We start from the raw sequence: 25,575 nt of genomic DNA, 5'->3' as shown, positions 1-25,575 counted from the left end.
GGGGCAACACATGAAAAAAACACATCCAAAAAAACTGGCGGCAGTCGCTGTCGGCGCCTTCGGTTTTACCTTGTCGGTCGCCGCAGTCGCCCACGACCATGCCGACCGCGATCATCACGATTCTCATAAACCCGCGCAAACCAGCCAAGTACCGACATCCGGCGCTGAATGGTTCAAAGCCGGTGAGGCTGCGGTGTTGGTCAATAAAAGAGACGTGGAACAGCTGCGCAAAGCCAAAAACGTTATCTTGTTCGTCGGCGACGGGATGGGCGTGTCAACCGTCACTGCCGCACGGATTTTGGAAGGCCAAATGGCTGGCCGCGACGGAGAATTTAACCGTCTGCAATTTGAAAAATTCAACAATATCGCTCATTCGGTTACGGCCAGCGCCAATCAACAAACCTCGGATTCAGCACCTACTGCTACCGCGATGGTGGCCGGTGTCAAAACCAACGACGGTGCTATTTCCGTCGATCAAAGCATCAACCGTACCGAACCTAGAGCGGAAGTCACCGCCGCAAAAAGCGTGAAAACCATCCTGGAACGCGCTGAAGAACGCGGTATGTCCACCGGTGTCGTCACAACCGCGCGCTTTACCCACGCCACGCCCGCCGTGAATTACGCCCACATTTCCAACCGCGATTGGGAAGCCGACAGCAATCTGCCTGCCGGCGCCACCGTGAAGGATATTGCTCGCCAGTTGCTGGAGTTTCCTTACGGCGACGGCCTTGAAGTTGCATTGGGCGGCGGCCGCAGCTATTTCATGCCTAATAATGTTGCCGACCCTGAATACCCAACCCAAAAAGGCCGCCGTGCCGATGGCCGCGACCTAACTTTGGAGTGGACATCGCAATACAATAATTCCGACTATGTTTGGAACAAAGCGCAGTTCGACGCGGTAAATCCCGCGTCTACCGATCATTTGTTGGGTTTGTTCGAACGTTCGCATATGCGCTATGAAGCCGACCGCGCGCAAGACGCCGCCGGTGAACCGTCTCTGACCGAGATGACCGAAAAAGCCATCAAAATTCTGGAAAAAAACCGCAAAGGTTATTACCTGATGATTGAGGCCGGCCGGATCGACCACGCGCACCACGCCGGCAATGCCTACCGGGCGCTGACCGATACTGTGGCATTGTCTGATGCAGTGAAAAAAGCCAAACAACTAACCCGCGACGAAGACACCTTGATCCTGGTCACCGCCGACCACAGCCATGTGTTCACCATCGCCGGTTATCCGTCGCGCGGCAATCCTATCCTGGGTAAAACCGCGGTAGACGGCGTTGTTACTAAAGATTCTTTAGGTTTGCCTTACACGACGCTGACCTATGCTAACGGCCCAGGCTGGACCGGTGGCTTGCAACGCAAGGAATTTAATCCTGCCAACGAAGGCACAGTGGCCGCCGCATATGCAGGCAGCAAATTGCGTCCTGATTTGACAGCGGTTGATACCGCCAATCCAAACTACATGCAGGAAGCCACCGTACCGATGAGCGCGGAAACCCATGCCGGCGAAGACGTGGCGATCTATGCGGACGGTCCGGGCGCTTACCTGGTACGCGGTACGCTGGAACAAAACGTGATTTATCATGTGATGGCGGATGCCCTAGGCATGCGCAAATAGTCCGGGAACCTTTCCCAAAGCCGAATCAGGGACGCTGGCCGTCCCTGATTTTTTGGAATTATTCACTGCGAAGTACAAGAATCCCTCTCCAGCGGGAGAGGGTAGGGTGAGGGGATGAAAACAAAGTATTTTGCTAGTTTAATTCTCCTCTCCCCAACCCTCTCCATCAGGAGAGGGAGCAATTTCTCGGCGATTGTCAGAGTTTTGCAATTCACTGAATAATTACATTTTTTTGAATACCGCTAAAGTGCAGGATCCATGTTCAACACCCATTTCAAATTTTTACCCAAACTGCTTGGTCTCAATTTATTGATCGTTTTAGCGGCTTGCAGCCATGCACCGGCCAAGCATGCCGCTAACATCACCGATTTGTTTTCGGCAAACTTACCCGCCGTTGCCGCCGAGTTTGTCACCACCCGCACCGGCGCAGAGCACGAACAAGACGAGCACCAAGCCTTGCCGACGGAGGTGAGCTGGCGCTTCTGGCGCGATAGCCAGCAGATCACGATAGAACGGCCGCAACTGGGCGTAGGCGAACTGTGGCAGCGTGACGGCCAAGAGCTGATTCACCGTAAGCTGTATCACCAAGACCAGCGGGCAATCGAATTTCAGGCCGGCGATCTAAGGATGCTGGACATCACGCCGTCCTGGCAAAAATTGGCGTTGCTGCTGGATAGCCAGCTGCTCGACAAACTGACTGCCGAAGAAATCGAATGGACCGACGGCATCCCGACCCGCGAATATAGCGGTAAAGTCACCGATACCGAATGGCATTTGGTGATGCGTTTGGACCTTGCGTTACCGGCCTTGATCGAACGGCAACAGGGCGAATTTACCGAGCGCACCGAACTGTTGCAGGCTTATTCTTTAAGCGCCGCGCCCTGGCAACCGACCCCCATTGACAGCTATGACGTGATCGATTTCGCCGATTTGGGCGACAAGGAATCCGACCCGTTCGTGATCAAGGTACAAGCGCAAATGGGGCATGAGCATCATCATTAAGCGCTAGAACCGTCAGGCAAAAAAAAGCCCGCTGTATCGCGTACCAGCGGGCCCGAGTACTACTACAGAGCTTACAACTAATCCCTAAAACTTAAGGTGCCGGCAAAATCCGGTTTTGCGGGCCTGGGGCTACCGTGCCGTTGACGGTGAAGTAGTTTTCTAGCGCATCCAGATCCAAAGCGCCGCCCAGACGGTTAGTGCCTTGTGTCAACACATAGTATTGATCGCCGCCGTCGGCCATGAAGTTATTCACGGTAACCCGATAGCTGGCGGCAGGGTCTACCACTACACCGTTGATTTTGATGCTGGCGGGATCGACGTTATCGCAAGCCGTGCCTTTTTCTTTCCATTCGTAACTAAAGCCGTTGGAAACTTGCATGATGCGGTTGAACGCTTGGCCGGCAGCCGGTGCGCTGGCCGGATAGCCCACGGTGCAGCCGGTGAATTGTTGCTCCAACAAAGTGTGGATTTGCGCGCCGGTCAAGGTCAATGTCACCAAGGTGTTGCCGAACGGCTGCACGGTAAAGGCTTCCGCGTAAGTCACCTTGCCGTCGCCTTCGTTAGCCGCGCTGGATGGGAAGGTCAAATCGGCGCGGATGCCGCCGGGGTTCATGAATGACACCACTGCTTCGCCAAAGCCGACGTTTTGCGTCGCCAGTAATTGCGCATCGGCAATCACATCGCCCAAAGCCGACTCGCCGGCTGCGGTCGCGGTGCGAGTAATCGCCGCGCTGATACTGCCGATCACCCGGTTAGCGATGGGCGTGGACAGGGCTTTGTAATTGTCGACGATGGTTTTAATTGCTGCATTGGGCGTGATGGCGGTGTTGCTACGATCAACGACGATGTTCTCGGCGCTGACGCTGCTGACTTCGCCGTTCACGGTGTTGATGGCCACGTCGATGTCGGTCAGTACCCGGCCTTGCGAATTGGCGCTGGTCACCGAAATCAAGCGGCCGGCCTTGTTGGCGATTTGGCAGTTATAGGCTTGGTGAGTGTGGCCGGAAATCACCAAATCGACTTCGTCGTCCAACTGATTGACGATGGTTTTAATCGGCGAACCGTCCAAACCGCCATCGCAGTTGTTGATGGTAGATTTGCTTTGGGTGACCGGTATCGTGCCGCCTTGGTGAATCATCACCACCACCGCTTCGACGCCGCGCGCGCGCAATTTTGGGATCAAGGCGTTTACGGTTGCCGCTTCATCTTTGAACTCCAGGCCGGCCACGCCGGTAGGTGTGACGATGGTGGGGGTTTCTTTTAAGGTCATGCCGATAAAGCCCACCCGCACGCCGCCGATGACTTTGATCGCGTATTGCGGGAACAAGGTTTTGCCGGAGGCAGTTTCGACCACATTGGCAGCCAGAAATTTGAAATCCGCGCCTTCAAACGGAACCGGCGTGCCGACTGAAGCGCCTTGGCAGGAGTTAGGATCGGTCGGATGACAGCCGCCGTTTTGCATGCGTTTCAGCTCGTCCTTGCCTTCGTCGAACTCGTGATTGCCGACCGCGTTGAATTCCAGACCCAGGCGATTCATGGTTTCGATGGTCGGTTCGTCGTGAAACAACGCGGAAACCAGCGGCGTGGCGCCGATAATGTCGCCGGCCGAGACCACCACAGTGCTGGGATTTTGGTTTTTCAGATCGTTAATGTAACCCGCCATCCAGTCTACACCGCCGACTGGAATATTGGTGGACGCGGCGCTGGTGGGTGTTTGCCGGAATGTGCCGGGAGATTCCAGTTGGCCGTGAAAGTCGTTGAACGCGACGATTTTAATCGTGGTGGTGGGGATGGTGGTCACGGCATTGGCCGCGCCCAGTGTGCCCAAACCCAAGGCAATGCCCATGGCAAGTTTTTTTAATTTCATTGGTTTAACCCTTATTTAGTGGATTTGCGGCAACGAGATACCAAGCCCAGCAGGCCGGCACCGGCTGCATATAAGCCCGCAGCGGCGGGCAGAGGTACGGCGGTCAGGCTGACAGCGCCGACGGTGGCGTTAAGCTCGGTGGAGGTATCATCCAGAGCCGATTCGATCAGCAGACCGCTGATTCGATAACTGCCGGCACCCAGCAGAAATTCGCCGCGGCTGTAGGCTGAGTTGGCGTAAGCCAAGTCAAAATCGCTGTAAACAGAAGTTGGATAATTGTTAACGGCGGCCGAGGTTTCACCGAGTACGCTGGCCGCGTTAAAAATCTTGAATCTATCACCAGCGAAGCCGGCGTCCACTACGCGCAAAATCGCCGAGCCGGTTAAGGTGAATTCAAAGCTTAAAGCATTGTTATTCAGGTCTATCCATTCCAAGTCACCGGAATTAGACACCGAATTGTCTACGTCGAACGCATGCCAAGCGCCGTCGGCATTAAGGGTAATCGCCTCGGCTTGCGTGCAGATTGCCGACAGCAAGGCCACGGCAAGAACAGATTGTTTGATCATTTAGAGTGCTCCGATAAAGACAGCGCGGGCGTTTTTGTTATAAGCCGCTGGCTGCTCGTTCATATGGGGTTGAGAAATTTCCATCGCTATGGGTAAAGCAAGTACAGCCTAAGGAAATTTTGTGATGAACTTGTGATTGCTAAATGAAGATTTCGTGAAATGTAATACACGGGTGTTGCGGGTTTTATTCGGGCGCTGACTCTGGCTTGGGTGGCTGGAAGGCAATCGATGAAATTCGCGGAATGAGGTATTTCGGGATGTCGTTAGTCCGGCCTGGTTTTCGACTGTTTGAGTACAGAGCTTGGCTGTTGAACAAAATTATTCCAATCGTGTCGTTCCGAGCATGAATGTTGGAGAAAACTTCCAGGTTGCTCGGGATCGAAGCTGGGTTATTAGGATTGGTGTCGCTATCGCGACGATTGTTTTAAAGTCGGTTCTCGGACCGAGGACCGAGATACTTTCTTTTGCTCCGCCAAAAGAAAGTATCCAAAGAAAAGGCGGCCCGGATGCCGCTTTGATCCTGCGCTCCTCGGGTTCGAACGGGGTTTTCCGAAGGGGCTTCCCAGCCCCTGCATGCAACGCGCCGCATCCCTGCGGCGCCCCTTCGGGCCCATCCGTTCAAACCCTCCGGTGCTCGGCGCGGCATACGGGAGAAAACCCCGCCGTGAAGTTTGAAACCCAGCTAATATTCGCGCAGTTTTGTAGGGCGCATTAGCGATAGCGTCATGCGCCGAATGCTTTAAGGCCAACATGCGGCGCAATACGGCTGCGCCTATTGACGCCCTACGAATTGCGCCTTACGGCCTTCATCCGTCCAAACCCTCCGGTGCTCGGCGCGGCATACGGGACAAAACCCCGCCGCGATGTTTGAAATCCAGCTAATATTTGCGCAGTTTTGTAGGCGCATTAGCGATAGCGTAATGCGCCGAATGCTCTAGGCCACCATGCGGCTCAATGCGGCTGTGGCTATTGAAGTCTACGAATGATGTCTTACGGCCTTACCGTTAGCGATCATCGTGTTGCTCAACTGTACAGGGAGATTAGAATGTACATTCCTCGTACCAAATTTTTGATTCTCAGCATTTCCTTATTTTTGGGTTTAGCCTCGCTGCTGTCAGCATTGGTGTATAGCGCGTATCGATTTACCGAGGATCGCCGGCTGGATGTGATTCGGGCTCGGGAAAGCGGATATTTGGCAGTATCAGAGCAAATCATCAAGCGCGCCATGTTCGAACCGATTGCCGATTTAAATGTCGTGACCCAATTACCTGTGGTTAGACATTACTTAAACAACCCCAATCCGGAAAATCTCGCCGCCATGACGCGCGCTTTTCTGGCGATTTCGAAGGCTTACCGCCGCTATTACAAAATTCGCTTCATAGCCAACGACGGGATTGAAATTGTCAGGGTGTCGCGTCAGCAAAATCGTTCTTTCGTCACACCTGAGTCTGAGCTGCAAAATAAAGCGGACCGTTACTTTTTCAAAGCAGCCATGGCGCTTGACGAAAAAGGCCTCTACGTCTCGCCATTGGATCTGAACATGGAAAACGGCAAGCTCGAAGTCCCATACAAACCCATGGTGCGTTTTGCCAGGCATGTCTATGACGATAATGGCAACAGCAAAGGGATCATTATTTACAATTACGACGCGCAAGAAATGCTCGATGAATTGAAGGTTGTCGGTAGCAGTGAGCTAGCGGAGGCTTTGCATGTCGTCATGCTGATGAATGAGGACGGTTATTGGCTCAGCAATGGCCATGCACCGGAAAAAGAATGGGGGTTTGCTCGTGACAAATCAGCCGAGGTTTTTGGTAATCAGTTTCCCAGTGTTTGGCCTCATGTTAGCCAAGAAGAGGGGGGGACAATTTTTAACGAAGAAGGTATGTTCCTGTTCAAAACGGTTCGCCCCCTGGATAGCGCTTCGTTAGGCAATTGGGGTTTGGCGCCGCAATCGGCGGATGACGGCATTGCAATTACAAGCGCCCAGGCTTATCGATGGAAGTTGGTATTGTGGTTGCCGCCGCTGTCTCTCTCAAAAACGTCTTTGTCGGCACAAGCCTTTACTTGGCCGCTGGTGATTCTATTTTATGTGTTGCTGGCACTGACCAGCGCTGGTTTCGCTTATCTGTTACTGCAAAGAAAATTGCGGCGGCAGCTGCAAGCCGAGCACATGTTGGAAATGGAGCGTCAGGCGCATACCGATGTTCTAACCGGTTTGATTAACAGGCGGCGTTTCCTTGAACTTGCGAAGCGGGAAATTGCACGTCATTTACGGAGGCCGGAGCCGCTGTCCTTAATGATGCTGGACATAGACCATTTCAAACGAATCAACGACACATACGGCCACGCCACCGGCGACGAAGTCCTTAAGTTATTCGCGGCTACTTGCTCTAGTGTGTTGAGAGAAATCGATCTGTTTGCGCGCTTGGGCGGCGAGGAGTTTGTCGCACTGCTGCCCAACACTACCGTGAATCAAGCCGAGCTTATCGCAAACCGCATTTGTAAAGCAGTTGCTTTGGCGCCGGTACTATCCGAAAACCAAGAACAGATAAACGTGACAGTCTCGATTGGGATAAGCCGATTGACGGATGAGTTTCCAGGTTTGGATGTTATTTTGCAGGCAGCGGATCAAGCGCTCTACGAAGCGAAACAAACCGGCCGCAACAAAGTGGTATGCGCGAATTGTTCTGTGGGTTTGGGGACTTGCGATAAAAATAAAACGTCCCTTAATCCAATCTGACTTGACAGCTTTTATTTTTGGCGGAGTCAAGCGTAATTGATCAGGCGTTTTTTGATTATTTATCCGATTTTGGGAGTAGTTTTTATCCCATGTTAATAGGGGCTGTTGCCGTTTTACATGGGTAACCAAATAAAAGCGCAGGCCAAAGCGACAACGCCTTCAAAATTGCGTTTCAATTTGTCATATCGCGTCGCGATGGCTCTGAAATGTTTCAATCGCGCAAAGACATTTTCAACGAGGTGGCGATATTGGTAGAGGCACCAATCCATTCCGTCATTCCCGACGATTGAATTTTGTTTTCTAGGAATGATAGGGACACTCCCTTTCTCTCGAATTTGAATCCGTAGAGGTTCACTGTCATAGCCTTTGTCAGCGACCGTGTAGTCAGCCAAAGGCAGTTTAGCCACTAATTCCGGCGCTTCTTTGCAGTCATGGACTTCACCACCGGTGATCGAGAAATGAATAGGCAGCCCACAGGCATCAACGGCCATATGGATTTTCGTGGTGTGACCCGCAACGGATTTCCCAATCGCGGCATCCTGTTCATGAGCCGCACCACTACTATGCTGATGCGCTTTCACGATACTGCCGTCAATAAAGGTCCATTCCAAATCCGGTGCCACAACCAGGCCTCGAAAGATGCCCATCAGTTTTTCTTGCAGTGACCACGCATTAAACCGTTTGTAGACTGCATTCCACTTACCAAACGTGGCAGGCAGGTCTCGCCAGGGGCAGCCGACTCGCATGCGATAAAAAATCCCTTCTACCGTTTGCCTGAGCGAAGGCTTGTCATAAATCCCCAGGCTTAACAGGATGGCTTTGAATTTATTCCAGTATGCATCCGTAAACATTTGTCGCGGCATAGCTCACTTGTCTTCTGATTGAAAAATCAATCAATGAGGCAGAGCCGTTCGATTTCAAGGCTATCGTTTCAAAATGGCAACAGCCCCTAAACAGAGTGAACGAAATTAGTACTTTTTTGTATGGCGCGTGAGCTCTCGAAATGATTAATCAATTTGATTGGAAACACGGCGTGCGGCTCTGGCAAGCACAGTATTATCCGGAAAACCCGCGACCGCCTGCTGTTTCCAGCGTACTGCAATACTGGCGGAAAATCTAAAAAGCCGGCGCTTGGTCTTGCAGCGTAAAAATGATCGGCACCAATACCGCGCTGGCGACATTGATTTCCGCGCGTTTGGCCGGTACGAAGCGCCATTGTTTGACGGCTTCGACCGCGGATTCGTCCAGCGCTTCGTGACCACAGCTTTGTTCGACGGCAACGCCCACTACCAGGCCATCCTCGCTGACTTCCACGCGCAAAACCACTTTGCCCTGCCAGCCTCGGCTGCGGGCGATACCGGGGTACTCCGGCTTGGGATTGTGTTGGTAAGCGGCATTCAGATACGCCTCGGTAAACGTCGGACTTGGATTGTCGGCACTTACTTTCTCGGCAATCGCCGGCTGAGTGGCATCGTCGATCAGCCGAGGCTGTTGATCAAAAACTTGTTCCTGCATTGAAAAATCGGACGGCGGCGCCTGCGGCGTCACTTTTTTCAACCTGGGTTTGAGTTGCGGCTTTTTAGGTTTGGGTTGGGCAACGCTGGGCGGCGGCGGTTGGGTTCGCTCAAGGCTTGGCTTGCTGGCCGGAACCGTGATCGTCGACACTTCCATTTTAAGCGGACTGGCTTTTGCCTCCGGCAGGTCGGGGCACAAGAAGCAGCTGACCCCGGCCAAGTGCAGCAACATAACGGTAACTAACATCAAAAATAGCACGGCGATGTTGCGCGAACTTTCTTTGTTGCGGGTTGGTTTTAGCAACACCGCGCGGCCGGCTTCGACGCCGACGGATGCATCAAGAAAAGATGCTGCCGGATTTTGAGCAATAACAAGTCCGATTCGATTCGCTCTAATAAATGGCACGGGTTTTTAGGATTGGCGGTTAAACATGCGGCGGCGTCCCTGAGCTGGCGTGATTCTTCCAAACAACTAAATTCGCCAAGTTAAGACGATTTAAAATTAATTATGACAAAAGCCTTGCCGCCAGGAATGCGGCCAATTGCCGCAGCGGCGGTTCCTTATACGGCCCGGCCGATTCTGTTTTCGCGTCAAGAATGCAAAATCACCAGCCACGGTCCCAATGCGGTCTGACGTAGCGCCAAGGATTTTTGCAAGGCATCCAGCATTGCCATACCGTCGGTTGGAAATACCCCGCTAACTCGCAATTGCTTGACATCCGCACCATTCAGAATGATTTTGGCTTTGGAATAGCGGTTTAACTCTGCTACCACGTCGGCCAGTGCCTGATCGTGAAAAATCAGTTTGCCGCGTTTCCAGGCATTTAACTGGTTGAGATTGGCTGGTGCCGGCTTATCCAACCCACCGCCATTGGAATACGTCAATCGCTGGCCTTCCTCCACCCGTATCGCGGCGACATCGGCTTGATCGGTCAAGCGCACGGCTACCGCATGCTCGGTAACATTGACTTCGACCTTATCGGCGGCAGGGCGCGCGACATCAAACACCGTCCCCAAGGCCCGCACCGCTGTATCGCCGGCCTCCACTTCGAACGGCCTATTGGCATCACTAGCAATCTTGAACTCGGCCTGGCCTCTGAGCAATACCACGCGCCGTTTGTCCGCCGACCAGTCTATGTCCAACGCGGTATCGGTATTCAGCAACACGCTGCTGCCGTCGGCCAATTGAATCTGCTTTTGTTCGCCGACGGCGGTTGCATAATCACTGAGTAACCAATCGTGCAGCCTATCCCGGCCTATCAGCAGGCCCAGCATCAACGACGCGGCCAGCGCCAAACCGGCTCGCCGCGGCAAACGCGGAACGGCATGAATTTGCTTTGGCTGGAAATTGGCGGGCGGTGTGGTTTTAACGGCTTGCGCGACGGAACCCCACAGCGCTTCGGCCTCGGCGTAGGCTTGCCGGTTGGCGTCGTCTTGACCATACCAGGCCTCGAATTGGTGGCGCGCGGCGTCTGTAACCGAACCGGAACGCATCAGCACCAGCCAGTCTATCGCCTGGTCGGCCAAGCTTTCATTGGAGTTGTCGGGGTCGGTGTTCATCAAGGCTGCTGAAACGGGGAAGGAGTGGGCGAACGATAAAACAATGTTGCCGGAAAATAAACCGCAGGCCAATTCAGTGTTGCTCGCGACGGTCACGGCAATGCTTCAAAGTTTTGGCAATGCGTTTGGCGATGGCCCGTTCGGACACGCCCAAACATTCGCCAATTTGCGCGTAAGTCAGGCCTTCGATGGCGCTTAAGTAAAACGCCGCCCGGCACTCCTCCGGCAATTCATTCAGGGCCGTATTGACCGTATCCAGATCCTGCCAGGCCATTAACTGTTTTTCGGCGTCCGGATCATTGCCGGCAACCGCCTCCAGTAGTTCGGCCGGTATCTCCTGGCTTGGCGCATAACGGGCGCGTACCGATTCCTTGCGGATATGATCGACCACCAAATTGCCGGCGATAAAAAACGCCAACGCCCGCCTATCCTGAGTCGGCGTCCGCTGTTCTGAGAACAATAGCCGCACAAAGGTTTCTTGGGCCAAATCCTTGGCGGTATCGGGACAATGCAGGCGGCGCAGAAAAAAACCGATTAAATCGTCCCGATTTTCCCGAAAGAAATGATCCAGTGTGTCCGAAACAGCAGTCATCAGTCGTTTTTGAAAGCGATACAAGTGGGTTATCTATCAAGACGTTTGACGAAGCAAAATCGGCGCCAATGGCCTTTATTCCGTATCAATTTAGGCACGCGGCCGGGCAGCAACGGCCGTGATAGGCGCTATTAATGCGGCTTTAGCGTCTTCAAAAATCCAACATTTGACCGCCGCCGGGATACGTCAAATGCCTATTTTGGCCTGAATTTGCATCAACTGAGCTGTGTGAAATGCCGCATAAGGCGTGATATGACACACTGCAAGCAGGCCAATATTGCTCTACCCAATGGACTGAAGACGCTCCTCGTTGTTTTTCAAAGCATCGGAGGCATAAAGTGGATCGGCGAGCATTTATTCGGAAAATCTCCCCGGCCCTATTTATTACCGGTATTCCGTTCGTACCCTCAGGGGCATAAAGGCTGAGCTCGTCGAAACTCAGGCTAGCGTGCCCTTCGGCAATACCGGCCATATGTTGAAAAATTTTTAAGGTAGTGTTCATGATTTCTTCCCTGAAACGTTGTGAAGAGTAACGCCGGTTATCGGCGCAGTCATTCACGCAATCAGGAGATTTTATGAGGACACCCATACTCGCGCCCTTAAGCGCGCCATTTGCCATCACGGCGCTGGCACTGAGCATTGCCAGCTATACGGCCTTTGCCGACCAAGCCGACCTGAAACTGGTATTCAATGCCGAATTGACGCGAGGCCTAAGCGCACCGGCTTTGCGTGAGACGGTCACCGTCGAACAAGGGCTGAACAAATTACTGAAGGACAGCGGGTTGGGTTATCGCTTGGTGGGCAACGGTACGGCGATTATCGAAGCCAAACCGGTGGTCAATAACAGCGAGCCGCAGTCGGCGGCTACGATGCCGGCAGTAACGGTGATGGGGAGGGCGGCTTATGACGCGAACGATCCGTATAACAAGGATTATGCGCTGCGAGATTCCGCGACGGCCACCAAAACCGATACGCCATTGATGGAAACGCCGGTGAATATTCAAATCGTGCCGAAAGCGGTATTGAACGATCAACAAGCGATCACAATAGAAACCGCGTTAAAAAATGTCAGCGGCGTAACCCTGGGCGCGGGTTCCGGGGTCCTGTCCGAAGATCTCTATCTGCGCGGCTTTCGCAGTTCGGCACTATTTCGCAACGGCTTCCGCTACGACTCCGAGTTCAGTTCTTGGGGCAAGCGGCAGATGGCCAATGTCGAACGGGTGGAAGTGGTCAAAGGCCCCGCATCCATTCTTTACGGGCGGATGGAACCGGGCGGCATGGTCAACGTGGTGACCAAGCAGCCGCTGAATACCCCTTATTACGCCTTACAGCAGCAGTTCGGTTCGTTCGATCTTTACCGCACCACAATGGATGCCACCGGTCCGCTGACGGACGACGATACCTTGTTGTACCGGATGAATGCGTCTTACGAAAACAGCGGCTCTTACCGCGAGTTGGTCGATAGCGAACGCATCTTTCTGGCGCCGGTGCTGAAGTGGAACATCAGCGCTCGAACGCAAATTACCTTCGAGATGGAATACAAACACGACAATTTGGTCAACGACACCATGGTTTGGCCTTACGTCGACGGCCGGTTTATCGATATGCCGCGCGGGCGCAATTTAATGGAAAAGACCCCGGAGAATCACGACGACATTTTGTTGGGCTTCAATTGGTCGCACCAATTTAACGACGACTGGAGCATCAGCCACCGTTTCGTCACCGAGCGCCGGGACACGCCAAACAGCGTAGCGATGCTGGGAGACGGACTGACGGGTAGCCAGTTAAATCGAATCGTGGTCGCCAATCCGGCCGACATCAATACTTATTACACGACGCTGGACTTGACCGGCCATTTCAATACCTTTGGGTTAAAGCACACACTGTTGGTCGGCGGCGACTATTACAACAACCGTTCGACAGGCCAATATTATTACGGCGATCCCGCGACCGGCATCGACATCTATAACCCTATCCACACCGGCTACAGCTTTCCGACCGGATTTGACCGCTACGACACCGACACCGATTTTTACGGCTTGTACGCCCAGGATCAGATTCAGTTGCCGCACGGGATTCACGTGATGGGCGGTTTGCGTTACCAGGTAGTCGATCAAGCCGATAAAGTGGCGCAATCCAAGCTTTCCGCAGATGCCGTGACGCCGCGCGTCGGGGTACTGTGGCAGGCGCAAGACTGGTTGAGCCTTTACGGCAATTATGTCGAAAACTTTGGCGCCACCAATGGCTTGGGCCAGGGCGGCAAGCCGCTGCCGCCCGAGAGCGCCCAGCAATGGGAATTGGGCGCCAAGAGCGAGTTTTTCGATGGCCGGCTCAGCGCCACGCTGGCCTATTTCGATTTGACCAAACAAAACGTCGCCACCACCGACCCCAACAATCCCTTGTATTCCATCGCGGTCGGCGAGGTGCGTAGCCGCGGACCGGAGCTGGACATTAAAGGCGAAATCCTACCGGGCTGGAACATGATTGCCACCTACGCCAATCTGGACACCCGCGTTACCAAAGACAACGACGGCCGAGAAGGTCGGCGGATGTTCGCGATCCCCAGAAACGTCGGCACGTTTTGGAATACTTACGACTTTCAACAGGAGTCATTGAAAGGGTTTAAAGTCGGCGGAGGCATCACTATGCGCGATGCCTCCACCAATGTGCCGAATACCTATAATGTGCCGGGGTTTATTACGGTTGATTTAATGGCTGCCTACAATCTGAAAGTCAGCCAATCCAAAGTCACTTTCCAGCTGAATGTAAACAATCTGTTGGACAAAAATTATCTGCAAGACGTGATTCCGGGCCTGGGGCCGAACTCGCGGGTTAATATCGGTACGCCAAGAACGCTGCTGGGATCGGTAAAGGTGGAGTTTTAAGCCAGGAGGCCGCATATCTTTGGGCTCGTTCCTGTGCGTTACAGCTCGTCCGATTAGCGCAGCGTAATCGGACGCATGCAATCCTGAAACTTGTGCCCAAATACGTGCGATTACGCTTCGCTAATCGCACCTTGTATTATCCACCCGTGTTTTTCAGGAGATAATAAAATCTCGAAAAACATGCCTGAGGGGCACCTCAGGTTTGGGTCACTGGATGCCGTATCGGACCTTGGACTATTGAAGCCCGAGACGTAGACCCCTGCAGCAGTGACCCACCCTCGATCAACGATCGGACAGTCTCTTCGGCCCGGATTCCGGCAGCCTGCATTCACAAGGTAGATCATTTGAGGTTTTCAATGTCCCATTTTTATCTCGGTATCGATGTTGCTAAAGCCAAGCTGGACTGCGCGTTGCGCTTGCCCAGCGGTAAGTTTCGCGCCAAAGTCATTCCCAATTCTCTCGACGGCTTCGCGACGTTGTTGACGTGGTTGGCCGCTCAAAAGGCCGAATCGCCTCATGTCTGCATGGAAGCGACCGGCATTTATTGGGAAGACGTTGCTCAGCATCTGGCAACCAACGGCTTAACTGTCAGCGTCGTCAATCCGGCACAAATCAAAGCTTATGGCGCTTCACGGCTCACCCGCAGCAAGACCGACATGGTCGATGCTAAACTCATTGCCGATTTCTGCGCCGAACGCAAACCATCCGCTTGGCAACCCCGTTGCGAGGCGGAAGTCACGTTACGCGCACTAGTGCTACGCCTGGACGCCCTGCAAACCATGCGCACCCAAGAAAGCAACCGTTTGCAGGTGGCTCGCGAAGCGGTACGCGAGGACATTCAGCAGCATCTGAATTGGCTGGATACCGCTATCCAACAATTGATCGACGCCATCAATGATCACATTGATCGTCATCCCGATCTGAAGCAACAGCGCGAATTACTCGACAGCATCCCCGGCATTGGCGAGCGCACCAGCGCCATCATCCTGGCGTTTTATGCCGATACCTCCCGCTTCGCCAACAGTCGGCAGGCCGCCGCCTTCGCTGGACTCGATCCCCGGCAATACGAATCGGGTAGTAGTATCAAGGGCAAACCCAGACTCTCCAAAATAGGCCACTCGTTCTTGCGAAAAGCCATGTATATGCCTGCCATGGTGACACTTTATAAAACGGCCTGGGGAAAACAATTCAGAAACCGATTAGCCTGCGCCGGTAAGCCCAATAAACTCATTATCGGCGCCATGATGCGAAAATTGATTCATGTGGCGTTCGGCGTCTTAAAATCCGCCAAACCCTTCGATTCGGCTATTCATTTGGCTTGACTTGGATAACAGTATCTACGCGGATTTTCTTTGGACGTGGCTCTTTCCGACTCGTTGCGTGGAACCTCAAAAACAAAAGAACGTTCCGATCCTGCCGGCAACGACCTACAAAACCGTCTGCACCAGTAGCCAATATGCCGGGTGGGCACGGTCTTTGTGCTTACCTGGCATAAGCCTATACCGATAATCGGTTTGCAGAGAACCGTTGCTCACCCTGCGTTTTGTTTTCTCTTGATTTTGGTAGTGGTTTTCTCCCGTTATTCCGCGCTGAGCATCGCAGCTCTTGTGCCCCGTGGGTATTTGGCGAGAATAGTCCGTCAGGGGCGATGCAGATATGCCGCGCGCTTCCGAATTCCCCCAAAACCCACCACCAAGCCACTCATAAACAGCAACAAAGAGGGCGGTACCGGCACAGCCGTGATGTTGAGGCCGACGCTGGCACTGATCGCCAGCGGCCCTTGATTTAAAAAGATCAAACCTTGGTTGAGATCATGCAAATCGCTGGTGATCGCGATATTCAAGTCACCTGACGCGACGGCCTGAAAATGCAAAACCGCCAGAGAAATGAACGAGCCCACGTCATTTGCACTCAAGCCCGGAAAGGCCAGGCCGGCAGCGTCTAAATTCACGCCATCCTGTGTTGAAATGTCGGTGAACAACGGGTTAATGCTGCTACCCAAGAATTGCGCAGCGCCCGTGCCGCCTAATAACGTGTTGAAACCAAAGCCCAACACCAGTTCGTCCGGGCTGGCATTAGCAAAAGACGCGAGAGCCAGCACTTCAACATCAAAATGATCGCCAATATGGGTAAAGCCTGAGGTCTGCTGTAGCGCCAAAAATGTGGGTTCAATAGGAGAGACAAGGGTTAACGGTGAAATTGATCCCGAATTGGTTGGCGTTTGTCCCGCTTGGCTTGCAATACTACCTCGAGGCAAAATTTGAATGTCACCCCCTGTAATAAGTGGTGGTTGTTTAGCTTGCAGATTTCCTGGGGTTTGACCCGTTTGGAGTTCTATATTGCCGCCCGGATTAATTTGAATATCGCCGGATGTGCTAAGCGTACTCGCTTGGTTGACACCAGACCAAAATGCCAACGCAAGTATCAGGCAATGACGCCATGTCATATTTTTCATAAAACCTTCTTTAACAAATAAAAATTAATCGGCAATGTTCGCGGCCGTTACGGCTTGCTGATAGCTAGGTAGTTATTGAAATAGCCATACCAAGTCCGGTAGTCGGCAATGCTGACGCAGCCGGTTGCGTCATAATCCGCTTCCCGGTTAAAACCAGCCTTGCCGCTGCATTTGCCAACTTGAGCCTTGATCAAATTGGCATCGGTACCATCGACATCGCCGTCGTTATCCAAATCACCCGGTACGAACAACTTGATCAACAGCGGATCGTGATCCGATGAGCGATAAGCGTCGGCCGCGTAGAAGCTGCTTAATTGATTGGCTGTTTTGAACTCGGTGTTGTAATCCAGAGAGCGTGGTTCGTCGGCGTTGATATGCCATTCGCCGGCACTTTTAACTTGCGGCGCGAGTGCGGCATTCGCTAGGCCATGATCCAGATAACCGGCCGCACCATCGAATACGTAACTGTAAGCGGCCTGATTGCCGACGAAAGTTTCGAGCAGGTTCTGGTAACCGGCGTTTTTCAAGGCTGTGATCGGGTCTTCCTGAGCGTAGCTGTTCAGGTCGCCGATGATCAGAGCATTGTTGGCGCCGTTGTGGGTAGGATCGGCAGCCAACCAGATGGCCAAGGCTTGCGCAGCATTGGTGCGTGTTTGGTTGCAATTGCCTTGGCCGTCGCCGGTGTCGGGATCATTGACATCGTCGCAAGCCGAACCTTTGGATTTAAGATGATTGACTGCCACAGTCAGCAGCTTGTTGGAGGCTTTATCCAAAAAGGTTTGGGCCAGGGCAGGGCGGTTTTTGGTGTCGATAAATAAGGGGTTGACCGAGGAATCCAAAATAGCCACCGAGCCGGACGGCGAAACCTTTGCAGGTTTATAGATAATACCCACGGCGATTTCATCGGTACCGACTTTGCTCAAGCCGGGATTGATGAAGGTGTAAGTGCCGGCGCCGGCCAGTTGATTCAAACCGTTCACCAGATCGGCAATCGCGCTGGTGCTGCCGTAGCCGTCGTTTTCGATCTCCATCAAACCGACCACATCGGCGTTCAGAGCGTGTATGGCAGGAATGATTTTGGCGCGCTGGCGATTAAACTCAGTTAGCGTGTCAGCTCCGCGAGAAGTCGGGAAGCCGGTGCCCAAACCGTTGCCGTTGAAGTAATTCAAAACGTTGAAGCTGGCGACTTTTAATGAACCCAATGTTGACAAGGTCGGAACCGGGCTGCGCGCATTATCGGCGACAAAAGTTAATGGCTGGGTCGGTTGCAGGCGATACACGCCAAAGTCGTAAGCCAATACGCCGGTAGCGCCAATCACCGAATTGCCGCTGCGCAACGGAGTAGCGGCGCTCAAACCAGTCGGTTGCGGGTAAATTACCGGGTCCGGATTTTGTACGTTGATACCGTCGTCTACCAACAGTTGGTTAGCCAAATTTTGTGCGGCGACATCGATAGCGGCCTGGCCGGGTGTAGCTACTTGCGTGGGTGTGAATAAGCGGCCGCCGGACGACAGCAAGAATTCGCCGAAACGGCCTAGGTTGAAGTTTTCGGTGACGGTCAGGGTTTGCGGCAGACTAATCAGCATGCCTTCCCAGCGCTCGGGATCATTGCCGGCGCTGTCGAAAGGCAGGTTGACTTCAACCGCGGCTGGCAAGGTATTGCCGGAAGAACAGACATCGACCGAGCTGACGGCTTCCAGGCGGGTCATAGAGAATGTTTCGGTCACGGTGCCGACGATGTGTACTTTGTCGCCGACATTAACCGGCAGGCTGGACGAGACGAACAAGCCTTCGGAGGTCGCGTCGTTAGCATCCGCACCGCTAACTTGTTGTACGAAAAAACCGTTTAAATTCGTGCTACCTTGGAAATCGGCGCTAACAACGGCTTCCACATGTTGCACGCTGCCGCTCAAGGGACTAACGCCGCTTGTGCCTTGGATTGTGCTAATTAGCGTTGCGGCTTGGCCGCATTGGGATAGTGGTGGAGGCGGAGGAGGTGTGACGCCACCGAAGTTTTGACCGGTGTTGACAGCACCGAATGAGTTAGCCGAAGCCGTGGCCCAGGTGAAATCTTCGTAGCTGCTGCCACTGCCTTTCAGTTGCAGCGAATGGCCGACGGGTGTTGAATTGGTTTCGGTGACGCCAATGTCCTTACTCGTCATGCCGTTGGCAGGGCCGCCAACAGCTGCAAACGGTGAGGGTTCGTAGCTTAAATACTGAACTACCGTGCTGCCGTTGACTAAGGCTATACCGTCTGGTGATCCATTTTGGATGCCGTTGCTTGGGTAACTGAAACTCAGTGTTCCAAACCCGTTGCCGGTTTGGTCGGTAATGGTGCCGCTGAGGCTTTTGGTATTGTAAACCGCGCCGCCATTGCCGTTATACAGGACAATCGACCATCCGCTTAGGTCAGTGCCGGCTGGGCCGGCAATTTCTATAGCTTCGCCACTGTCGGCGGCACCGCTGTCGTCATAGTGGATCTCGTTGATAAACACCGGCGTGGCAGCCTGGGCGTTGCCGAAGAAACTGAGGGCACTCACTGCCGCCAGCAGCGGGTAGCTGCGGATATGCTTTGCGATCATGGTCGGATGGTCTCTGTGCTTAAAAATCAGTAAACAGGCCTTGGGCCTGAGCTGACTCGCAGAGAAACGCACTCGTCGGCCTAAGGGGGAAGGCGACGAGCGCGTCATTGGGTAATTTCCCAAAATTCTGCAAGCCCGGTCACATTTTCCGGGATTACGCTTGCGGGAGGGTTAAGATACCGTGACGGTTTAGCGAAGTTTTTGTGACATGTAATACAAACGCCAATCAAGCCAGTCGTGCTAAGGGTTTAGCAATTAGCCGGATGACGGTTTAGCCAAGGTGCGGCATTCTCCATCGTGCTGTTGCATTAACTGCGGCGTTTCCTGGGCTAGCCAGCGGATCAATTCCAGTCTGCCGTCCTGATGTTCGACGATGGCCGTGCAACTTTCCACGAAGTCGCCGGTATTGACGTACAAGAAGCCTTCGATTTCCTTGATTTCGGCATGATGAATATGCCCGCAGATTACGCCGTCCAGGCCTTCGTTTTTTAGGGTGCGAACAATACTTTCCTCGTAATCGGAAATAAATTGCACCACATTCTTGACTTTGAACTTCACAAAGGCGGCCAATGAGAAGTGCGATTGCCTACCGAACAGGCGTCTAAACAGGCGCAGGAAGCGGTTGATTTCTATCAGCCAGTCGTAACCCAAACTGCCGATCTTTGCCAGCCACTGGTGATGTTTGGCGATAGTGTCGTATTCGTCGCCATGCACGATCAGGAAGCGTTTGCCCTTTGCGGTGGTGTGAATGTCCGAGTTTTTCACGACGATGTCGCCGAACACGTAATCGTCGTAATCGCGGACGTTTTCGTCGTGGTTACCGGGTACGTAGATAATTTGCGTGCCGTGTCTGGCTTTACGCAGGATTTTTTGAATGATGGTGTTGTGATCGCGCGGCCAGTACATTTTTTTGGACAAGGCCCAAAAATCGATGATGTCGCCGACCAGGTACAGTTTTTCGCTGTCGTTATGTTTTAAAAAATCCAGCAGGGCATCGGCTTGGCATTGGGTCGAGCCAATGTGCAGGTCGGAAATCCATATGGTGCGATAAAAAGAGGTATTCATAAGCAAACGCCAAATATTGGTATCGGACGTAGGCTATTCTTGTCTGCGTTTATGACAACAGCATGACAGAGTCGGCTTGTCGCTTTTTTGCCGGTGAATGTGGGCCACGGATTTTTTTGGGGGCTTTTTGCAGGCTTTAGACTATGGCTGTTAGAAATATGTTTTTTAAAAACAATAGCTAACGAGCCACGTTTCGCGTGTCTGACAGGGTTATGTCACATTCCTGTAATGTACTTGTTCTAAGGTTTGCTTATTACCGAGACCCTGGCTAAACAAGCAAGAGAACTGACGATGACGAAGCAAACAGACACACCCAATAATGTGCATACCTTGCATGCGTATGACACCGATTTGGGGCATATGCACAGTTTGATGCTGGATATGACGGACCTTTTGGTTTATCAGCTGGAGCAGGCGATGCAGGCCCTGGATTACGGCGACGGCGAACTGGCGCAAAAAGTCGTTTCGCGGCATAAAAAGGTCAAACATTTCGAAAGCAAGATTGATGGCGAAGTATTGAACATCATTGCCCGGCACTGCCCGGTGGCAAATGATCTGCGCTATGTGTTGTCAACATCGAAAATCGCGGTGGAGCTGGAGAAAATCGGTGTCGAGATTGTCGAGTTCGCCAAGCTGATTACGGTGTTGTTCGACCCGAACACTAGCGACCCCAATCAAAAGCTGCTGACGGACATAGTAAAAATGGGTGGTTTAATCAAGCTGATTTTGGATAAACTGATGGTGGTTTTCGAAAGTCGGGATTCCAAGCAGGCTTACGCCCTGTTGCAATGCGACAGGGATTGCGAGTCGGAATTGCAGGAGGGTATCAAGCATCAACTAACCTTAGTATTGCACGATGCCCGCATGATCCGCCGAGCTCTGGATGTGATGCAAATGATGAAAGCCATGGAGCGTTGCGGCGAGCATTGCCGGAATATCGCCGAGCACGCGATTTTTATGTTGGACGGTATCGATGTGCGGCATGGTGGGCTGGCGACTCAGGCTAGTCTTGCTGGCTAAGCATTTGCGCGCGGCTGCCTCTTCGGTATTTGCCGTCATTTAAAAACAAAAAAGCCGGCATTGCCGGCTTTTTTAATGTGGGTAAATGCTAGACCGTTATTTGTGGATTTCCAAATGCAAAGCCCGGTATTCTTCGGTCAATTTGTGGGTTGGCGCGTAGTGAATCAAGGGCTGGGCATCGCTGTGCGATTCGCGGACTTTCACCGAGGTGGAGATTTTGGTCTCCAGGACCGGCAAACCCTCGGCGATCAGGTCTTCCACCAACTGCCGCGGCAGGTTGGCCTGCTTTTGATATTGGTTGACGATGACGCCTTCCACTTCCAGTCTGTCGTTATGATCGGCTTTGACTTCGGCGATGGCGCGCATCAATGTGTAAAGTGCTTCACGAGCGAAGGTGTCGCAGTCGAACGGAATCAGGCATTTTTCGGCGGCGATTAAAGCTGATAGGCTATAAAAATTTAAAATCGGCGGGGTGTCGATATAGATTTGCTCGAAGCCTTCCAGTCTTTCCAACGCTTCTTTTAATTTGTAGATTTTATGCCGCGATTCCAACCGGCTTTGCAAACCTTCCAAATCGCTATGAGATGGCAACACAAAAAGGTTGGGGAAGGGGGTTTCATGAATCAGACCGTCCAAGCCTTCCTTCCCGCCGCCGAATAAGCCCAATCCCAGGCTGTCTTTGAAAAAATGGGCGATGGTCTTGTCGGAATCGGCGACTTTATTGCCCAGCAAATACTGGGTGGAATTGCCTTGTACATCGAGATCGATCACCAGGGTTTTTTTACCCTCTACGGCGCTGATGGCTGCCAGGTTACAGGTAATGGTAGATTTACCCACGCCGCCTTTCTGATTGAAGATCACCCTGCGCATAATCGCCCTCGATTGCTAAAAAATAAAAGCCCGCATTATAAGGTTAAAGCCTGCAATATCAAACGCGCGAGAAACTGCCGCCCTTGCATTCCGGGCAGGCCGGTATCACGCTGGTGGATTTGAAGGCGATTTGTTTGCCGCAGGCATCGCAGACAAAAGTGCCGGGGCCGGCTACTTCACCGCTTTTATACAGATGATAGAGCTTGGCTTCCATCTCCAACGCGGCCAGCTTGACCTTAGTTTTGTCGGCAATGTCCATGAAAGCGTCCAAAGCAAAGTTCTCGATCAAATCGATGTCAAACTTCAACCATTCGGACAACGAATTGCTGTCGTTTTGTTGCGACGGCGCGGTGGCGACGTGTTCTACATCGCGCATCACATAGTCGGCGATTTTATTGATTTCTTCTTGTGTGTGGCCGCCCAGCGCGCTGGTTTTTTCCTTGGCTATTTCCAATGCGTCGGCGACGGTGTGTAAGGTATCGTCCAGGGCTTCGTAAAGATGGCCCATCAGATCGTCATACGCTTTGATCAGTTTGTTTTCGCCCATGGCTGCTCCTTGTGTTGTTTTAATTTTCACGCTTTAGCTTTAAGCGTCTCTAAGGTATTCTAGCGCCTTTTTACAGCAAAAGACGAATAGGATGGAAGAGCATTACAAGCCGTCGGAAATAGAGCAAAAAGTACAGGCCGACTGGGAAAAATCCGGGGTGTTTACCGCTTCTGAAGACACCGGCAAAGAAAAATACTATTGCCTGTCGATGTTTCCTTATCCCAGCGGCAAGCTGCACATGGGCCACGTCCGCAACTACACGATAGGCGACGTGATCAGCCGTTTTCAAAGGATGCAGGGCAAGCATGTGTTGCAACCGATGGGGTGGGACGCCTTTGGTTTGCCGGCCGAGAATGCGGCCATGCAAAACAAGGTGCACCCGGCCGACTGGACCTATTCGAATATCGATTACATGCGTGACCAGCTGAAACGGCTGGGTTTTGGTTACGATTGGAGCCGCGAACTGGCGACTTGCGATCCGAGTTATTACCGGTGGGAACAATGGTTTTTCATCCGCTTGCTGGAAAAGGGTCTGGTTTATAAAAAAACCGCGCCGGTCAACTGGTGTCCGCACGACCAAACCGTGCTGGCCAACGAACAAGTCATCGACGGCTGCTGCTGGCGTTGCGATACCCAAGTCGAGAAAAAAGAAATTTCGCAGTGGTTTTTAAAAATCACCGCTTATGCCGACGAGTTGCTGACCTCGCTGGATAAACTACCGGGGTGGCCGGAACAGGTTAGAACCATGCAGGCCAATTGGATAGGCCGCTCCGAAGGCGTGGAGATGGATTTTGCCGTCGATGGTTTTGACGCGCCGATCCGCATCTACACCACTCGTCCAGATACTGTGATGGGCGTGACTTATGTCGCCGTCGCTGCCGAACATCCCTTGGCCTTGAAAGCCGCACAAGCCAATGCCGACATCGCCGCGTTCATCGAGTCCTGCAAGCTGATGGAAACCTCTGAAGCGGCGATGGAAACCATGGAAAAGCGCGGTATCGCTTCCGGTTTCCACGCCATTCATCCGCTGACTGGTGAATCGGTCCCAGTATGGATCGCCAACTTCGTGTTGATGAGCTACGGCACGGGCGCGGTCATGTCCGTGCCTGCACACGATCAGCGCGATTACGAATTCGCTAAGCGATATGGCATTGCCATCAAGGAAGTGATTGCCGCCGCGGATGGCTCTGACGACAGCGTTGCGGAAAAAGCTTTTACCGATAAAGGCATATTGAAAAACTCAGGCGAATTTGACGGCTTGAATTTCAAGCAAGCCTTCGACGCCATCGCCGCCAAACTGGCCGGCATCAATAAAGGCGAACGCAAAACCAACTTTAGATTGCGCGATTGGGGCGTATCTCGTCAGCGTTATTGGGGCGCGCCGATTCCAGTGATTTATTGCGACGACTGTGGCACAGTGCCGGTGCCCGACGAGCAATTGCCGGTGACCTTGCCGCGCGACGTCGTGCTGGACGGTTCACAATCACCCTTGGCCGCGCATCCTACTTTTCCGCATACCGATTGCCCGAAATGCGGCAAGCCGGCGCGGCGCGAAACCGATACATTCGATACCTTCATGGAATCGTCCTGGTATTTCGCGCGTTATGCCAGCAAAGACTGCGAAAGTGCAATGCTGGACCAGCGCGCCAATTACTGGTTGCCGGTCGATCATTACATTGGCGGTATCGAACATGCGATTTTGCATTTGCTGTATGCGCGTTTTTTCACCAAATTGTTGCGCGATGAAGGTTTGGTTGTGTGCGATGAGCCGTTCAAGAACTTGTTGACGCAAGGCATGGTGATCGCCGAAACCTTCTATCAAATTGACGATCACGGCCACAAACGCTATTTCAATCTGACCCAAATCGATGTCGAACGCGATGGCAAAGGCAAAATAATTGGCGCCAAATTGCTGGAAGATGGTTCGCCGGTCACCGTCGGCGCCGTGGAGAAAATGTCGAAGTCGAAAAACAATGGTGTTGATCCGCAGGTCTTGATTGATAAATACGGTGCGGATACGGTGCGCTTGTACACGATGTTTACTTCGCCGCCCGACCAATCGCTGGAATGGAATGACGCTGGTGTGGAAGGCGCTTTCCGTTTCCTGAAACGTTTGTGGCGGCAAGTCTATTTGCATGTCGAAGCCGAATTGCCTCAGCAAGCGCTGGACAAGGCGACCTTGAGCGATGATCAAAAAGTGTTGCGCCGCCAGTTGCATCAGGCGTTGCAAAAAGTCACCGACGATATGGCCCGTCGCCATACCTTTAATACCGCGATTGCGGCCAACATGGAGCTGGTCAACGCGCTGAATAAATTTGAAGACAATAGCGATAATGGCAGGGCAACCCGTCAGGAAGTGTTGGAGGCTATCGTCTTGATGCTAGCGCCCATTATTCCGCATGCGGCTCAAGCATTGTGGAATCAGTTGGGGCATAACGATGACATCGTGCTTGCCGCTTGGCCAGTAATCGACGAATCCGCATTGCAACAGGACGCCATCGAAATGGTCGTGCAAGTGAATGGTAAGCTGCGCGGTAAATTATCCGTTGCGGCAACGGCGTCCAAGGAGCAAGTCGAAGCCTTGGCCCTGGCCGACGACAATGTGCAGCGTTATCTGGAAGGTAAACCGGTGAAAAAGCTGATTGTGGTGCCGCAGAAACTGGTGAATATCGTTGTTTAAACGCTG

The 25,575-nt window shown here is 52.8% G+C and carries 18 protein-coding genes; 7 read left to right on the top strand and 11 right to left on the bottom strand.

Annotated elements, in window-relative coordinates; translation table 11 throughout:
- Positions 1 to 10 precede the first annotated feature (10 nt).
- Positions 11 to 1,624 (top strand): alkaline phosphatase, encoded by a 1,614-nt coding sequence (locus ACH5Y9_RS14440; protein ID WP_445366545.1) that lies wholly within the window; start codon positions 11 to 13, stop codon positions 1,622 to 1,624.
- A 258-nt stretch (positions 1,625 to 1,882) separates the two neighbouring features.
- A complete protein-coding gene (locus ACH5Y9_RS14435) occupies positions 1,883 to 2,626 on the top strand; it encodes a hypothetical protein (protein ID WP_445366544.1) in 744 nt (247 codons plus the stop codon).
- Positions 2,627 to 2,717: 91 nt separating this feature from the next.
- Here the strand turns inward: ACH5Y9_RS14435 and ACH5Y9_RS14430 are convergent, their stop codons facing one another.
- Complete coding sequence (locus ACH5Y9_RS14430) at positions 2,718 to 4,493, bottom strand: bifunctional metallophosphatase/5'-nucleotidase (RefSeq protein ID WP_445366543.1); 1,776 nt, start codon at positions 4,491 to 4,493, stop codon at positions 2,718 to 2,720.
- Between the two features lie 11 nt (positions 4,494 to 4,504).
- Entirely contained in the window at positions 4,505 to 5,059 is a 555-nt protein-coding gene (locus ACH5Y9_RS14425; protein ID WP_445366542.1) for a hypothetical protein, read from the bottom strand.
- Positions 5,060 to 6,104: 1,045 nt separating this feature from the next.
- Here ACH5Y9_RS14425 and ACH5Y9_RS14420 point away from each other — a divergent pair.
- The gene (locus ACH5Y9_RS14420; RefSeq protein ID WP_445366541.1) at positions 6,105 to 7,799 is read left to right on the top strand and encodes a sensor domain-containing diguanylate cyclase; all 1,695 of its coding nucleotides are present in this window, start codon (positions 6,105 to 6,107) and stop codon (positions 7,797 to 7,799) included.
- A 113-nt stretch (positions 7,800 to 7,912) separates the two neighbouring features.
- On the opposite strand, the gene ACH5Y9_RS14415 is transcribed toward ACH5Y9_RS14420, so the two are convergent.
- The 4 genes from ACH5Y9_RS14415 to ACH5Y9_RS14400 form a co-directional block, all read right to left on the bottom strand.
- Entirely contained in the window at positions 7,913 to 8,662 is a 750-nt protein-coding gene (locus tag ACH5Y9_RS14415; protein WP_445366335.1) for an IS5 family transposase, read from the bottom strand.
- A gap of 253 nt (positions 8,663 to 8,915) precedes the next feature.
- A complete protein-coding gene (locus ACH5Y9_RS14410) occupies positions 8,916 to 9,560 on the bottom strand; it encodes an energy transducer TonB (protein ID WP_445366540.1) in 645 nt (214 codons plus the stop codon).
- A 344-nt stretch (positions 9,561 to 9,904) separates the two neighbouring features.
- Positions 9,905 to 10,873, bottom strand: a complete 969-nt coding sequence (locus ACH5Y9_RS14405) for a FecR family protein (RefSeq protein WP_445366539.1) — start codon at positions 10,871 to 10,873, stop codon at positions 9,905 to 9,907.
- Between the two features lie 73 nt (positions 10,874 to 10,946).
- Entirely contained in the window at positions 10,947 to 11,465 is a 519-nt protein-coding gene (locus tag ACH5Y9_RS14400; protein ID WP_033157978.1) for an RNA polymerase sigma factor, read from the bottom strand.
- A 575-nt stretch (positions 11,466 to 12,040) separates the two neighbouring features.
- Here ACH5Y9_RS14400 and ACH5Y9_RS14395 point away from each other — a divergent pair.
- The gene (locus ACH5Y9_RS14395; protein WP_445366538.1) at positions 12,041 to 14,350 is read left to right on the top strand and encodes a TonB-dependent siderophore receptor; all 2,310 of its coding nucleotides are present in this window, start codon (positions 12,041 to 12,043) and stop codon (positions 14,348 to 14,350) included.
- A gap of 356 nt (positions 14,351 to 14,706) precedes the next feature.
- Positions 14,707 to 15,672, top strand: a complete 966-nt coding sequence (locus tag ACH5Y9_RS14390) for an IS110 family transposase (protein ID WP_445366537.1) — start codon at positions 14,707 to 14,709, stop codon at positions 15,670 to 15,672.
- Between the two features lie 317 nt (positions 15,673 to 15,989).
- Here ACH5Y9_RS14390 and ACH5Y9_RS14385 read toward each other — a convergent pair whose 3' ends face one another.
- The 3 genes from ACH5Y9_RS14385 to ACH5Y9_RS14375 form a co-directional block, all read right to left on the bottom strand.
- Positions 15,990 to 16,805, bottom strand: a complete 816-nt coding sequence (locus ACH5Y9_RS14385) for a hypothetical protein (RefSeq protein ID WP_445366536.1) — start codon at positions 16,803 to 16,805, stop codon at positions 15,990 to 15,992.
- Between the two features lie 47 nt (positions 16,806 to 16,852).
- Positions 16,853 to 19,387, bottom strand: coding sequence for an ExeM/NucH family extracellular endonuclease (locus ACH5Y9_RS14380; protein ID WP_445366535.1), 2,535 nt, complete (start codon positions 19,385 to 19,387; stop codon positions 16,853 to 16,855).
- Positions 19,388 to 19,642: 255 nt separating this feature from the next.
- Positions 19,643 to 20,452 carry a UDP-2,3-diacylglucosamine diphosphatase gene (locus ACH5Y9_RS14375; protein ID WP_445366534.1) on the bottom strand — a complete coding sequence of 270 codons (810 nt, stop codon included), beginning with the start codon at positions 20,450 to 20,452 and terminating at the stop codon, positions 19,643 to 19,645.
- 291 nt (positions 20,453 to 20,743) lie between these two features.
- Here ACH5Y9_RS14375 and phoU point away from each other — a divergent pair, with 291 nt between their 5' ends.
- Positions 20,744 to 21,472: a phosphate signaling complex protein PhoU gene (phoU, locus tag ACH5Y9_RS14370; RefSeq protein WP_445366533.1), complete on the top strand. Its 729-nt coding sequence runs from the start codon at positions 20,744 to 20,746 to the stop codon at positions 21,470 to 21,472.
- A gap of 96 nt (positions 21,473 to 21,568) precedes the next feature.
- Here the strand turns inward: phoU and ACH5Y9_RS14365 are convergent, their stop codons facing one another.
- Both ACH5Y9_RS14365 and ACH5Y9_RS14360 read right to left on the bottom strand, forming a co-directional pair.
- Positions 21,569 to 22,342, bottom strand: coding sequence for a ParA family protein (locus tag ACH5Y9_RS14365; RefSeq protein ID WP_445366532.1), 774 nt, complete (start codon positions 22,340 to 22,342; stop codon positions 21,569 to 21,571).
- A gap of 58 nt (positions 22,343 to 22,400) precedes the next feature.
- Positions 22,401 to 22,889, bottom strand: coding sequence for a zinc ribbon-containing protein (locus ACH5Y9_RS14360; protein ID WP_445366531.1), 489 nt, complete (start codon positions 22,887 to 22,889; stop codon positions 22,401 to 22,403).
- 91 nt (positions 22,890 to 22,980) lie between these two features.
- Here ACH5Y9_RS14360 and leuS point away from each other — a divergent pair, with 91 nt between their 5' ends.
- A complete protein-coding gene (leuS, locus tag ACH5Y9_RS14355) occupies positions 22,981 to 25,569 on the top strand; it encodes a leucine--tRNA ligase (RefSeq protein WP_445366530.1) in 2,589 nt (862 codons plus the stop codon).
- The last annotated feature ends 6 nt before the right edge of the window (positions 25,570 to 25,575 follow it).

It is taken from the genome of Methylomonas sp. BW4-1 (genome assembly GCF_052474385.1).
Note: the sequence above shows the minus strand (reverse complement) of the source record. Positions and strands in the feature narration are given on the sequence as shown.